Source organism: Adhaeribacter terreus, assembly GCF_042657365.1.
Taxonomy (GTDB): domain Bacteria; phylum Bacteroidota; class Bacteroidia; order Cytophagales; family Hymenobacteraceae; genus Adhaeribacter_A; species Adhaeribacter_A terreus.
On sequence record NZ_JBHSKT010000005.1, the window covers coordinates 195,979 to 210,160 of the forward strand.

At 46.2% G+C, this 14,182-nt stretch carries 9 protein-coding genes; 6 read left to right on the forward strand and 3 right to left on the reverse strand.

Going from position 1 to position 14,182, the window contains the following annotated elements:
- Positions 1-109: 109 nt before the first annotated feature.
- Positions 110-973 carry a carboxylating nicotinate-nucleotide diphosphorylase gene (nadC, locus tag ACFPIB_RS10400; protein ID WP_378017388.1) on the reverse strand — a complete coding sequence of 288 codons (864 nt, stop codon included), beginning with the start codon at positions 971-973 and terminating at the stop codon, positions 110-112.
- A 179-nt stretch (positions 974-1,152) separates the two neighbouring features.
- Here nadC and ACFPIB_RS10405 point away from each other — a divergent pair, with 179 nt between their 5' ends.
- Positions 1,153-2,547: a T9SS type A sorting domain-containing protein gene (locus ACFPIB_RS10405; protein WP_378017389.1), complete on the forward strand. Its 1,395-nt coding sequence runs from the start codon at positions 1,153-1,155 to the stop codon at positions 2,545-2,547.
- A gap of 118 nt (positions 2,548-2,665) precedes the next feature.
- Here ACFPIB_RS10405 and ACFPIB_RS10410 read toward each other — a convergent pair whose 3' ends face one another.
- The gene (locus tag ACFPIB_RS10410) at positions 2,666-3,070 is read right to left on the reverse strand and encodes a DUF4783 domain-containing protein (protein ID WP_378017390.1); all 405 of its coding nucleotides are present in this window, start codon (positions 3,068-3,070) and stop codon (positions 2,666-2,668) included.
- Positions 3,071-3,210: 140 nt separating this feature from the next.
- Between ACFPIB_RS10410 and gpmI the strand changes: the two genes are divergently transcribed.
- From gpmI to ACFPIB_RS10435, 5 genes are all read left to right on the forward strand, one after another.
- Complete coding sequence (gene gpmI / locus ACFPIB_RS10415; protein WP_378017391.1) at positions 3,211-4,737, forward strand: 2,3-bisphosphoglycerate-independent phosphoglycerate mutase; 1,527 nt, start codon at positions 3,211-3,213, stop codon at positions 4,735-4,737.
- A 117-nt stretch (positions 4,738-4,854) separates the two neighbouring features.
- Positions 4,855-5,445: a hypothetical protein gene (locus ACFPIB_RS10420; protein ID WP_378017392.1), complete on the forward strand. Its 591-nt coding sequence runs from the start codon at positions 4,855-4,857 to the stop codon at positions 5,443-5,445.
- A gap of 209 nt (positions 5,446-5,654) precedes the next feature.
- A complete protein-coding gene (locus tag ACFPIB_RS10425; protein ID WP_378017393.1) occupies positions 5,655-8,774 on the forward strand; it encodes a PKD domain-containing protein in 3,120 nt (1,039 codons plus the stop codon).
- A 181-nt stretch (positions 8,775-8,955) separates the two neighbouring features.
- Positions 8,956-10,449 (forward strand): M43 family zinc metalloprotease, encoded by a 1,494-nt coding sequence (locus ACFPIB_RS10430; protein ID WP_378017394.1) that lies wholly within the window; start codon positions 8,956-8,958, stop codon positions 10,447-10,449.
- A gap of 38 nt (positions 10,450-10,487) precedes the next feature.
- Positions 10,488-11,027 (forward strand): O-acetyl-ADP-ribose deacetylase, encoded by a 540-nt coding sequence (locus ACFPIB_RS10435; protein WP_378017395.1) that lies wholly within the window; start codon positions 10,488-10,490, stop codon positions 11,025-11,027.
- 88 nt (positions 11,028-11,115) lie between these two features.
- Here the strand turns inward: ACFPIB_RS10435 and ACFPIB_RS10440 are convergent, their stop codons facing one another.
- Positions 11,116-14,106 carry an InlB B-repeat-containing protein gene (locus tag ACFPIB_RS10440; RefSeq protein ID WP_378017396.1) on the reverse strand — a complete coding sequence of 997 codons (2,991 nt, stop codon included), beginning with the start codon at positions 14,104-14,106 and terminating at the stop codon, positions 11,116-11,118.
- Positions 14,107-14,182: the final 76 nt, after the last annotated feature.

Sequence of the window (14,182 nt, forward strand, 5' to 3'; positions counted from 1 at the left end):
AAATCCTGAAAATCATTTTCAAAGACAAAATCAATTTCCGTCTGCTTGAGCTGATGGATCTAATACAAAAAAAAAGCCCTCCCCTGAATTAGGGGAGGGTTGGGTGGGGTTAAACCTTTACGGCTTTCAAACTCAGGTCTATGCTTTTAATGGAATGAGTAAGCGCACCTACGGAAATAAAATCTACGCCGGTTTCGGCTACTTCTCTAATGGTTTGCTCCGTTATGCCGCCGGAAGCTTCCGTCTCGAAACGACCGCCGATCATGGCAACTGCTTCTTTCATGGTGGCCGGGGTCATGTTGTCGAGCATTATTCTGTGAATGCCGCCAACTTCCAGGGCTTGTTTTACTTCTTCCAGGTTGCGGGTTTCTACTTCTATTTTCAGGTCTTTGCCGATGCGTTTCAGGTATTCGTGGGTGGCTTTTACTGCTTTTTCGATTCCGCCGGCATAATCTATATGATTATCTTTGAGCATGATCATGTCGAACAAGCCGTAGCGGTGATTCATGCCGCCACCAATTACAACGGCCCATTTTTCGCAGATGCGGAAGTTGGGCGTGGTTTTGCGGGTGTCTAAAAGCCTGGTTTTTGTGCCCGCCAGCAAATCCATAATTCTATGCGTGTAGGTTGCAATGCCGCTCATGCGTTGCATGCAGTTCAGAACCAATCTTTCGGAAGTGAGAATGGATTGTGCTTTGCCGGTTACGGTTAAGGCTACATCGCCGATCTGCACTTTTTGCCCGTCTTTTAATAACGTTTCCACTTTCAGGTCTGCGTCAACTTCGCGGAAGATCATTTCGGCCAGTTCTACGCCAGCTAAAATACCGTTGCCTTTTACGAGCAGGCGCGCCTGGTTTTGGGCATCGTTCGGGATAGAAGCTAATGATGAATGATCGCCGTCGCCGATGTCTTCGCGCAGCGCTGCCTGAATAAAGTTTTTCAGGTTTTCCGGGGTTAGGTAGAAAGGTTTCACGGGGTAAAGATATTAAAAGCTACAGGTTTATAAAGCAGTTTTCCGGAATTTCCGGGCAACGGGCTTTTATACGGGAAAATTTTGAATTTCAGTGAACGGCCAGGCAACGGTTTGCAAACATTTTGCGACCTGCTTATACGATCCTTCACTTTTTAACTATGAAACTATACCGTTTTACAATGCTGCTTCTTGCGCTGTTCTGTTTTTCCGGCTTTTATGGAAATGCGCAATCCTGGAATTGGGTAAGCCACAACAATTTCGGACCACGGGAACTAATAAATGTGGTTGCTGACCAGAATGGCTATATCTATGCATCGGGGTTTGATGGCGTGGGAAATAAATTAACGAAATATAAGCCGGACGGAACAATGATCTGGTCTAAGGATTCGGTTGGGAGAATACAGGAGTTATCTGTAGATACTGCCGGTAATTTGTATATAGTTGCTGGATTTGGTTGCGGTTACGGATGCGCTGTTTTAGGTGCTGCCAAGTTAGATAGTGCCGGCAACGCCTTCTGGACCAAAGGAATATTAGCAGGAATTGCTCCTGCAGATGGGTTTACTGATTTTCTGTTTGCAGGCGCTACAGATTCTGCCGGTAATACTTATGTGTCAGGCAGCTTTGTTCCCCGGCCGGAGTACGATACAATTTCCTTAAGCAACTTGGCTCCTAATAATTACTATTTAGCGAAATATAACAGTGTTGGCAAAATTCAATGGCTGAAGTTCTTCAACGATCCGATTTATGCAATTGCATGTGGACCGCAGGGAAGTTATTTTATAGAATGCGGAACATATTTCCAGAAATATGGCGGGAATGATTCCTTGATCTGGCAACAGAACTTTTCCGGAACATTTAATCCATCTGTTCCATATATTTTTCACAATAAACTTGTAGCTGATGCCCAGGGCAACCTGTTTGTAGTTGGGAATAAGCTGGCAAAATATAACAGCAATGGCACATTGGCCTGGATAAAGAATGTTGCAGGAAAGGATCTTGCATTAACGCATTCAGGCAATATTGTTGTAACCGGTTCCTTTAATGGTAGTTTAATTTTAGGAAATGGCGTGCCAGATCTTACGGCTGTTACAGCAAACCAAAATCTTTTTGTAGCCCAATTTTCAGAAGTAGATGGAAGCGCCAATTGGGCAAAACAAGCTGGTACTTCCGGGTGGAATTCCGGTGACGCCATTGTGAGTTTACCGAACGGGAATTGTGTGATTGCCGGTGATTTTAACTCCGGAAGTACGTTCGATCAGCATACCTTTACCGGGAATGGTTTCTTTGTGGCTGAACTTAATACTACGCTGCTGGGCATTTCTGAAAACAACTCAAAAACGAATTTCCAGCTTTATCCAAACCCGGCTACTTCAGAAATAACCCTTTCAAACCCCGATTTCCGGAATGCAACGGTTCAGTTATTTAATGTTGCCGGGCAAAAAATGCTGGAAATAAATTATCCGGCAGAAGGAAATTTGAAAGTGGCGACTGAAAACTGGCCGGCTGGTTTATATGTGGTGAAAGTAACGGCGAAAGGCAAAAGCTATCATCAGAAATTCATGGTTCAGCACTAAGAAAAAACGCTATCCAAAACCACAAAAAAAGTCGCTCCGAAAACTTCGGAGCGACTTTTTGGCCTTAAAACGATACCGTTTTTATCTTGTTTTCATAGCTTCAGATAAGGCAGCGTCGTTATTCGCGGGTAAAATCTATGGTATCGATGCGGTAGCTGCCGCCAAACTGTTTTACTACTACAAAAACGCGGTACGAACCGGCTTTGGAAGTGTATTTGCCGATGGCGTATTTCTGCCCTTCGTTAGAAGAACCCTGGTGCAGGTATTCGAAGTTAGCGGGCGGAGTTTTGCTGAAGAAATCTCTTAAAACAAACTCGGCCTGGGCCTGGCTGTAACTCGCTTTATCGCCGTTTAAGCCAACTTCTACGGAGTTATTGAAGTAGCGCGCCACTTCTTTGGCCGAACCTACTTTTATGGCAGATCTCACACCGTTCAGAGCATCGTCGCCGGATTGGGCAAAGGCAAAAACGGTAGCAAAAAAGGCCACCAAAGTGGTTAAAAATATAAACTTGAAAACTTTCATCTTATTTAATAGCGTGATGTTGAATGGCTTAATACCAAAATGATGCCAGTCTTTTGTTCGGAGCCCGGCAAGTTTACGCTAATTGCAGGCCGAAACTAATAATAATTCCGCTTAATTCTGAATTTGCCTATCTTTGTTTCATGAATAAAAAAGTACTGCTCGTTATTCTGGACGGCTGGGGAATTGCCGCCGACAAAAACGTTTCGGCTGTAGATAAAGCCAACACTCCTTTCATCGATTCGCTTTACACCAAATATCCGCACGCCAAACTGCAGGCATCCGGCGAAGCCGTGGGTTTGCCGGAAGGACAAATGGGGAATTCAGAAGTTGGTCACATGAATATTGGCGCCGGCCGCGTGGTTTACCAGGACCTGGTGAAGATCAACAAATCTATCCGCGATCGCCAGCTGAACAAAAATCCGGTGCTGGTAGAAACCCTGGAATACGCGAAGCAGCACAAGAAAAATGTACACCTAATCGGTTTACTTTCCGATGGCGGCGTGCACTCCCACATCGACCATTTAAAAGCGCTTTGTACTATTGCCCACGAAGAAGGCGTGCATAATGTATTTGTGCATGCTTTTACCGATGGCCGCGATACCGACCCGAAAGGCGGCGTAAAATACATGCGCGACCTGGAAGAGCACATGGATAAAAATTCCGGCAAAATTGCCAGCATTGTGGGCCGCTATTACGCCATGGACCGCGATAACCGCTGGGAACGCGTGAAAATTGCTTACGACGCCATGGTAAACGGTATCGGTTTGCACACGCAAAGTCTGATGAATGCCGTGCTGCAAAGCTACAACGAAGGTGTAACCGACGAATTTATCAAGCCGATCATAAAAGTAGATAACGACGGCAACCCGATCGCTTTGATTAAGGAAGACGACGTGGTGATTTGCTTTAACTACCGTACTGACCGCGGCCGCGAAATTACGCAAGCTTTAACGCAGCGCGATTTCCATGAGCAGAACATGCACAAACTGAACCTGCACTACGTAACGCTCACCAATTACGACGATACTTTTGTAGGCGTAAAACCGATCTTCGATAAAGATAACCTGAACAATACACTAGGCGAAGTTTTAGCGAAAGCCGGTAAAAAGCAGATCCGCGCTGCTGAAACCGAAAAATACCCGCACGTTACGTTCTTCTTTTCCGGGGGCCGCGAAACGAATTTCGAAGGCGAGAAACGCATTTTACGCGCTTCGCCGAAAGTAGCAACCTATGATCTGCAGCCGGAAATGAGTGCCTTTGAATTGCGCGATGCGCTGGTACCGGAACTTGAAACCCAGGAACCGGATTTTATAGTGCTGAACTTCGCGAATCCGGATATGGTAGGCCACACCGGTGTGTTTGAAGCGGCCGTAAAGGCCTGCGAAACGGTAGACCAATGCGCCGAAAAAGTGGTAACCACTGCTTTAGAACACAATTACGCATGCATTATTATAGCCGACCACGGCAACGCCGACTGCATGATAAACCCGGATGGAACGCCGAACACTGCGCATACTACCAGTCTGGTTCCGTTTATTGTAGCCGACAACGATTTTAAAGGCACGCTCAAAAACGGTAAACTCGGCGATATTGCGCCAACGGTTCTGGAACTGATGGGCCTGGAAAAACCCGAAGAAATGACCGGCGAATCGCTGCTGGTGGTTTAAATTATTGAATGTGAGAATTTTTGAATGAGAGAATGAATTATATCTGATTCTTATTCTCTCATTCACTCACGCAATAATTCAATCATTTTCTCATTCAATAATTCACTCATTAAATATATGCGCCTGCGGAAACTACTTTTTAGCGGCATTTTTATACCGTTTTTAGGCTTGACCGGTTGCGGAGATTCCGGGCCGGTTAAACCTGTTTCCGGGGAAGCATATTTTGATGTGCCGGGTTTCATGCAGCAGCAACTTGCGGCTCTGAACAAGCAGCAGCCGGCGTTGCAGAAAACGGTATGGGTAAACCAGGAAAAACCCGAAACGCAACAAGTACAAAACATTAACTGGGAAGAAGAACTGCAACATTTCCTGGAAATTGACCTGAATAAGAAAGCGTTGCAAGGCGCTTACGCGGTTTCTGAAGAGAATACGGCTGCAGGCAAACGTATTACTTACAATCGTAAAGCCGCTATTAATACCCCGGTTCGAATGCTGGAAATTCTGACGGATAAAGGCAATGCTGTAAAACAATTACGGGCGGTTTCGGAAGAAAAAAATGCGCTCTTTTATAACCGTGAAGAACGTCTCCTGACGATCGGGCCGGATCAAATATTGCAAAAATATTATGTTTCCGGCGTGCAGAAAGTGATTTTATTCGATTCTTTGCATTATACCGCTAAAGCTGCCGCTGTCAGGGAACTTAAATAGCATATATTTCCTTTCCTGTTTTCTGAAAATCTGTTGCTTAAGCTTTAGTATTTTTTTATTGGCAATTTGCTTATATTGCATGCTATCAATGGCTTAATAGCACTTTAAACCTGATTTATTTGTATTGTTACTTGTAAAAAGGGGAAATTGCTGCAACAGCTGAAAAATTTTTTAACAATTATAACTTTCACCCTAACCTTTATCTCAAAATGAGGAAAACTTTTACGCTCTGGGCCGCGCTCAGCGCTTTGTTTTTTTCTTCGGTAAACGCGCAAACCCAAATTAAGCGTTGCGGTACCGCAGAAATAGAACAACAAATGCAACTGGCTGATCCGGCTTATAAAGCCAAGAGAGCGCAAAACGAACGGGCTATTCAGCAATACCTGAGTAACCAGGCGAATGCCAGAACCAACGTTACCCGCACCATTCCGGTAGTGTTCCACGTGGTTTATAATAATACTACCCAGAACATCTCGCAGGCGCAGATCATGTCGCAGCTGGATGTTTTAAACGATGATTTCCGCAAAATGAATGCGGATACAACTTCAATTCCCGGCCCGTTCAAGCAATTGGCCGCCGATACTGAAATTGAGTTTTGCTTAGCGAGCGTAGATCCGAATGGTCAGCCAACTACCGGTATTACCCGTACTTCTACAACTACTTCGGCATTTACGATGGCTGCTCCGCATGCTGTAAAAGCAGGAACAACAGGTGGGAAAGATCCATGGCCAAATACGCAATATTTAAATATCTGGATCTGCAACATCGCTCCTGATGCAAATGGGCAAACTCTGGGCTATGCCATGTCTCCGGGTGCCTCTCCGGCTACTGATGGCGTGGTGCTGCTTTATACTACAGTAGGAAAAGCCCCTCATAATCCATTCCCAGGATCGGTTAATTCCGGCCGTACCGCTACACACGAAGTTGGTCATTATCTTGATCTGAGACACATCTGGGGTGATGAACCTGGCTGTGCTGCTGACGATCTGGTAACTGATACGCCACAGCAGAAGGCTGAAAATCAAGGCTGCCCTACTTTTCCGCTACTTACCGGAGCTGGTGCTTCCTGCGCTACAACCGGCCCAGGTGCCATGTTCATGAACTACATGGATTATACCAATGATAACTGCATGCACATGTTTACCCACGGGCAAAAAGCCCGCATGATTGCAGCTCTTACAACGGCGCGTTCGGGTTTATTAACTTCTATGGCTTGCTCCAATACCCTGCGGGCTAATTTCTCGGCTAACAATACTACTATTACAGCAGGTAACGCAGTAAACTTCTTCGACAATTCTACCGGTAGCCCTACTGGTTGGTCGTGGTCATTCCCGGGTGGTACGCCAAATATTTCTACCTCGCAAAACCCGGCCAGCATTCAATATAATGCGCCAGGAACTTACAACGTAACGCTTTCGGTAACCAAAGGAACTGCCACTGATACGCGCACTATTAACAACTTCATTACTGTTGGCAGTGCTGTTGCCTGCGCAGATACACTGAATCAACCATTCCCAGGTCCGGGGGTAATTTATGTAAGCCAAACCTCTACCGGAACTAAAAACGGTTATGTTTCAGGAAATAATGCTTACGGCCATAAAGCCAAAGCTGAAAAATTCGTGAGTGCTTCTACAACTATTAACGGTGGTTTATTTGCTTTTGGCCGCGCTAAATTTGCAAGTCCTACTTCTACTGTAACGGTTGCTGTTTGGAATGCTACCGGTACGAATGGCGCTCCGGGCACGATCATCGCCTCTAAAACTGTGCTGATCAATTCTATTGCCGCTAATGTTGCTGCAGGCCAGCTTACCAGCGTAGCGTTCAATTCGCCGGTAGCTGTAACAGGTAACTATTATATGGGTATTGTATTGCCTACTACTGCCGGCGATACCGTTGCTTTGATTACCAATACCCACAGCGCCTCGGCACCAGCAGGTAAAGGTTGGGAGCAATTGTCTACCAATGCCTGGCAGCCTTACTCAAACGCAACAAGCGGTTGGGGCCTGAATATTTCAAATGCTGTATTCCCGATCGTAGCTGGCGGTGCGCCGGTGGTGAGTTTTACCTCTAATTTGAATACCGTTTGCACTGGCAATACGGTAACCTTCAATAGCAATGCTACCACAGGTGCCAATACATATAACTGGAGTTTCCCGGGTGGTACGCCAAGCACTTCTACGCAGCCAAACCCTACCGTTACCTACAACACACCGGGTAACTATAGCGTGTCGCTTACTGCCAGCAATTCTAACTGTAATCTTACAACTACTGTAAATCAGGCAAATGCAATTAGTGTAGTTGCGCCGCCTCCAGGTCCGCCGGTTGCTAACTTTACGGTTGCCAACACTACGGTTTGCGTAGGCAGCCCGGTTACTTTCAATGGTAGTTCAACTACGGGTGCAACTGCTTATGCCTGGTTCTTCCAGGGTGGTTCGCAAACCAGCTCTACATTACAGAGCCCGGTAATAACCTACAATAACCCGGGTACTTACAACGTAACATTAACGGCGCATGCCGGTACTGGCCCGTGTGCATTAAGCAATGCGAAAACCATTACCATAAACGTGGTGGCGTTACCAAATGTGAATGTTACTCCGGCTTCGGCTGTAGTTTGTAATACACCTAAGCAGCTGACTGCGAGCGGCGCTTCTACGTATGCGTGGTCGCCGGCTACTGGTTTGAGTGCTACTACTGGTGCTACTGTAACTGCCAACCCAAGCGTAACTACGCTTTATACTGTAACCGGTACAACTTCTGCGGGCTGCGTTTCTACTGATACCGTTCGCGTAATTGTGCCAAACGTTACAGCAGATTTCACGCCGAGCGGCAAGTATTTCGATTTCCGTAACGGTGCAGCTACCGTTACTTTCACCAACCATTCAACTAACGGAACGTTCTTCCTGTGGAACTTTGGTGAACCAGGGCTGAGTACTGCCAATACAGATACACTGCATACCCCACTGCCGGTTACGTATCCTTACACCGGTACTTTTATTGTAACCCTTAAAGTTTCGGCAAATGGTTGCACCGAAATTCATAAAGATACCATTGTGGTGCGGAATACAACCGGTCTGGATGAAGCTTTCGACAGAGGTCTGATCAAGATCTATCCTAACCCGGCTAAAAATTACCTGCAGGTTGAAATTCCGGCTACTGAAAAAGTAACGACTATTCAGCTTATCAATTCTATTGGCCAGGTAATTGCGAAACAGAAACCGGATGCCGGAACAACCCGCTTAAACGTGGCAAACCTGCCGGCTGGTATCTATTTCGTGAAAATTACGAATGCCCAGGGCAGTATAATTAAGAAAATAAGTATTGAGCAGTAAAACGCTATTGTTTTTTAGTAAAAAAGGCAGCCATTTGGCTGCCTTTTTTGTTTTAAGTAAACACTGTTTTTCCGGGAGAAAATACAGGAATATTTTGCGGCTTTTTTTGAAAAGCATTTCAGCTAAAGCCGTAATTTTCGCGTATCAAAACCGGTGGGAGCCAACCAATATTGCTGCAACTATGATAAAGACTTTTACGCTGCTTTTTGCTACCGTTTTTTGCCTCTGTTTTACCACGCGCGCGCAGGAAACGATGCAAAGCCGCAATTGCGCTACCGATGAAGTAAATGCGCTACTTGGGCAAAACCAACCCGAATATAAAAATGCGTTGCAGGAAGTAGAAAAGGCGGCGGCGCTTTATTTGCAGAACCGATCAGGCCAGCGCACCAACAGTTTAGGCGATACCATTCCGGTGGTTTTCCATGTGCTGTATAATACGGTGCAGCAAAATATTTCTGACCTGCAAATACAATCGCAGCTGGATGTTCTGAACGAAGATTTTAACCGCCGCAACCCCGATGCCAGCAATACGCCGGCCGCTTTTCAAAGTGTGGCTGGTAACCCGCAGGTATATTTCTGTTTAGCCTCGCTCGACCCTGAAGGCAGACCAACCAACGGCATTACGCGCACCCAAACCTCCCAGACTTCCTTCGAATTTACCGAGAATAAGATGAAATTTACGGCGCAGGGCGGCCACGATGCCTGGGACCGGAACTTGTACCTCAATATCTGGATCTGTAACCTTGCCAACAACATTTTAGGTTTTGCGCAATTCCCCGGCGGGCCGGCGAATACCGATGGCGTGGTGCTTTTTTACCGAACCGTAGGCCGCACGCCGCTGAATCCGTTTCCTGGTCCCTATAATCGAGGCCGCACCGGTACGCACGAAGTAGGCCACTGGCTGGGATTGCGGCACATCTGGGGCGAAGCCGATAAGAGTTGTACCGATTCCGATTTTATTACCGACACTCCAAACCAGGATGGCCAATCTTCAGGTTGCCCGGCTTTCCCGAGAATTTCCTGCAATAATGGCCCGGCCGGCGATATGTTCATGAATTACATGGATTATACCAACGATGCCTGCATGAATTTATTTACGGTCGGCCAAGTAGAGCGAATGAATGCGGTGCTGCATACTTCACGCGCAGCCCTGCTGCAATCTAACACCTGTAGCAATGTTCTGAACGCAGATTTCAGGGCAATACCCGATGCTATTTTCCCCGGCCAGACCACCGATTTTTTCTATTATTCCAACGGCCGCCAACCTGCCACATTCAGCTGGGTTTTTGAAGGCGGCACACCGCGAACTTCCACGCAGAAAGATCCGCAGGATATTCACTACGACGCACCGGGAGCCTATACGGTTACGCTCACCGTTACAGATGCGCGCGGCTCCGATACTGAAACGAAGATCGGTTATTTGAAAGTAACGGAAAACGAACTGCAACTTTATCCGAACCCGGCCGACAGAATACTTACCATTGGCGCCCCAGCCGATCAGAAGCTTACAGAAGTGGGTATTTTTAACTCCATAGGGCAACTGATAAGAAAGTATCCGGCGGAAGAACGCACGCTTACAGTAGAAGTACGCGATCTGCCCAAAGGTTTATACGTAGTACGCGGTATTACGAACCGGAACGAAAACTTTGGCCAGCTTTTACTGATCTTTCACTAAGCCCCACTTTTTAAGCCTCAAACCCTACCGTTTTTTGTATGGAGAATTCAGTTAGAGACCGGATAAATGTTATTCAGGGCGATATTACAAGGTTGCAAACCGATGCCATTGTAAACGCCGCGAACACTTCTTTGCTGGGTGGTGGCGGCATAGATGGCGCTATTCATAGGGCTGGTGGTCCGGAAATTCTGAAAGCCTGCCGGGAAATTGTGGATAAGCAAGGCTGTTGCCCCACCGGAGAAGCTGTAATTACCACCGCCGGAAACATGGCTGCCAAATTCGTGATCCATACGGTTGGGCCGGTGTGGCATGGCGGCGACCGGAACGAAGCAGAAAAACTGGCAAGTTGCTACCGGAACAGTTTAAAACTGGCGCAGGAAAATGCCTGTAAAACCGTTGCTTTTCCAAATATCAGCACGGGTGTTTACGGTTATCCAAAAGCCGGCGCGGCCCAAATTGCAATGAAAGAAACGGTAGCCTTTTTACAGCAAAATCCGCAGCCGGAAACCGTTACCTTCGTTTGTTTCGATGAAGAAAATTTACATTTATACCAGGATCTGCTGCAGAAATTGCCGTAAAAACGCTATGGTTTTAGCCTTAAAAAGTAAAAGCCCGACGATTTATTGCCGGGCTTTTTTGTGTTTCTTATTAAATTTCAGGACTGAATTATTTATTCAATACGATCTTCACCTGGGTAACGTCCTGGGCGGTAATCAGGCGCACGAGGTAAACGCCGGCCGGTAAATCTCTGCCATCAATTTCATAAGCGTGTTGTCTTTCATCCATGTTAAGGCCTTCGTCAATCACCTTTATTAAAGATCCTTTCATATCCAGCAATTCCACTTTGTAATTCCCGGCATACGATAGGGTAAAGCTCAGATTTGTAATGGAGCCAAACGGGTTGGGCTGTACTTTTATACCAGATACCAGCAGGTGTTTATCAACCCTTGTTGCTGTTTGCGAACCGAGGTATTTTTTGTTGGCAAAAACGATCAGCACATCCTGGTTGAACCGAACTGCATTGCCAGCGGCATCGGTAATGGTCTGTGTATTATCTGAACTTGGGTTTTGAATGGAAATAAAGCCATACCGATAATCAGGGCTAAAAGTAAGGCCGGTTGGTTCGGCTTCAAACGGAGTGGTCATAAACAATTCTACTTTTGGGTTTGCCGGCGTATGGTCCGGGCGAACCACCCACAGATTGGCCCGGTCAGCATCCTGCATTACCCATAAGTTACCGTCGCCATCAAAAGCCATGTTGTCTACACCTACTCCCCAATCTTCCGCCTGCACGCCACTGCCATAATTAATATTATAGAATCTCCTGGTTACCCATGGTTCCAGTTCAGATATGGTTGAGCCATTATCTTTGAACCGCCAGATAGTGCCTGATTTTGTTTCGGCAAAATAGATTTTACCATCCCGGCTAATTTCAAGTTCTTCCAGTCCATTCCACTTTGTTCCTCCCAGGTTATAGGCAGTAGTTGAAACATTGTTCCTTTCGGCTTTTGTAGCATTTGGCACTTTGATCCAAACTCCGGTTGTAAGTGAATTATTATCTCTGTCTAATACAAAAAGATCGCCGGCAGATAAGTTGCCGGCCTGGGTGGCCACGAACTTATAAACGCATTTGGTATTGCCATCTTCGGTAAAATAAGCCGTTTTTCTATCGGGCATAAGCGCCATGTTTTCGTGCCGCATACGGCCCATTGCCCAAAGCTTATCGCGCGAACCATTGCCGTCGTAATCGGGTATCAGGCCGGTTGCCGGGTCTATTTCTACCAGCCATCCCACATCCTGGTAACCATCGTTATTATTATCGCCGCTGGAAGTGCTTTCTTCTGCTGTAATTACAGTACCCCAGGGAGTAACCATGCCGCTGCAGTTTCTTTCGCTGCGCACCACCACCGGGGCAAAACTAATTCTTTTTGTGCCGGTAACGTTCCAGAGCATAGAGGTTGCATTCAGGTTAAGATCTAAAACGGAAACTTCTCCCGGCGTTCTTTCGTGGTTTAGGGAAAGATACCCCAGGGTGCTGCTGCCGTTTATGGGTACGTAGCCCGCAAAGTCGAAATTACCCGGAATTGTGCCGGCCGGACCGGTTGTATAAGGCGTAATTCGCTCTTTGGCTAAAAGCTGAAATCTATGCGTGGCAGTAGGGTATGTAATTACCTGGGTCTGGCCAACCGGCCTTACCGAAGTAAAGCAACCAATATTATCTGAATTGTTCGGGCCGCAATAGCCATTAATAGGAATCTGGCTGAAAGTAGCGGTAATGTTCTTGTTGCTGTTCATTTTTACCGTCAGCGGATTAGCAGTTTCTGTTGTATCGCCGCTCCAGCCATCGAACTGAAAGCCAGGGCTTGGGGAAGCTGTAACCGTTACGGTTGCACCGGGCGCGTAAGAAGGCAGATCCGGATTTTTAGTTACGTTACCGCTGCCAACCACTGAAACATTTAAAAGGAACTGCCCCGGTATTTGTATAAAGTTCGCCGTAATGTTTTTATTGCTGTTCATTTTTACGGTGATCGGATTTGTTGTTTCAGTAGTATCACCTGTCCACCCATCGAACTGGAAACCCGGAGCCGGCATGGCAGTGAGCGTTACCGTAGAGCCGGCATCGTAAGTAGGCTGGTCCGGACTTTTTGTAACGTTTCCGCTACCGTTTACGGTAATGTTCAGGTTATATTGAACCGGCAAAGCTGAAAAAGTAGCCGTAATATTTTTGTTACTGCTCATGGTAACGCTGAGCGGGTTGGTTGTTCCGGTAGCATCGCCACTCCAGCCATCGAACCGGAAACCGGGATCTGGCGTGGCAGTGAGCATAACCGTAGAGCCACTGGTATAAGTAGCCTGATCCGGACTTTTTGATACTGAACCGCTACCGTTTATAGTTAAATTCAGATTGTACTGAATGGGTATTAGCGAGAAATTAGCTGTAATATTCTTAGTGGTATTCATGGTAACCGTTAGCGGATTGGTCGTTCCGGTAGCGTTGCCAGACCAGCCATCGAACTGGTAACCCGGATCTGGAGTTGCAGTTAGCGTTACGGTAGAGCCGGTAGCATAAGAAGTCTGATTCGGATTTTTAGCAACATTTCCGCTGCCGTTTATGGTAACGTTTAAGTTTACCTGGGTTTGGTTTATTACAGAAAAAATTATTGTTAACGGCGTGCCTGGGGTTCCTTGTCTGTTTTTACCTGTATAGGGCTGTGCTGTTAAGGTATATGAACCTAATGGCGGTGTCCAGCTGCTATAGTTGCCGCTATTATCGCCTTGTAACGAATAATGCGGGCCGCTTTCATCGGAACGGGTTTTTGATTGCGCGCCGGTAAGCGTAAAATAAACACTGCCTACTATAGAAGGATTGGTTACCGCCTGAACATTGAGTTTTTGAGTAGGCAGCGTAGCCAGGTTCACTACCGAGCCTGAAGTTAATGGTTGAATAATGTTATCTGCCGAGGCATTGATAAGATTGAAACTGGTTACACTTTGGGTTTGTGCTTTACAAGTTTCAGGTTTTAGAAAGGTGCATAATAGGAAAAATAGTAGAATAGGAACTGGCGATGAATAATCTGGAAGTTTTTTGCCTGTAAAATTGTTGTTATTTAATGTTTTATTGGCTGTTGATTTTAATTTGTACTGTAATTCTTGCATAAAAGTAGGAGTAAAAGAACTGAAGAAAACCTAAGCATTAGTGATTCACGATAAAGAAGGGCGATAGCGAAAAATG

What these genes read in the sequence shown, in the direction of transcription:
- ACFPIB_RS10425 (WP_378017393.1), top strand. Translation starts at nt 5,655, where the DNA reads ATGAGGAAAACTTTTACGCTCTGGGCCGCGCTCAGCGCTTTGTTTTTT.
- ACFPIB_RS10440 (WP_378017396.1), bottom strand. Translation starts at nt 14,106, where the DNA reads ATGCAAGAATTACAGTACAAATTAAAATCAACAGCCAATAAAACATTA.
- ACFPIB_RS10410 (WP_378017390.1), bottom strand. Translation starts at nt 3,070, where the DNA reads ATGAAAGTTTTCAAGTTTATATTTTTAACCACTTTGGTGGCCTTTTTT.
- gpmI (WP_378017391.1), top strand. Translation starts at nt 3,211, where the DNA reads ATGAATAAAAAAGTACTGCTCGTTATTCTGGACGGCTGGGGAATTGCC.
- ACFPIB_RS10430 (WP_378017394.1), top strand. Translation starts at nt 8,956, where the DNA reads ATGATAAAGACTTTTACGCTGCTTTTTGCTACCGTTTTTTGCCTCTGT.
- ACFPIB_RS10435 (WP_378017395.1), top strand. Translation starts at nt 10,488, where the DNA reads ATGGAGAATTCAGTTAGAGACCGGATAAATGTTATTCAGGGCGATATT.
- ACFPIB_RS10405 (WP_378017389.1), top strand. Translation starts at nt 1,153, where the DNA reads ATGCTGCTTCTTGCGCTGTTCTGTTTTTCCGGCTTTTATGGAAATGCG.
- ACFPIB_RS10420 (WP_378017392.1), top strand. Translation starts at nt 4,855, where the DNA reads ATGCGCCTGCGGAAACTACTTTTTAGCGGCATTTTTATACCGTTTTTA.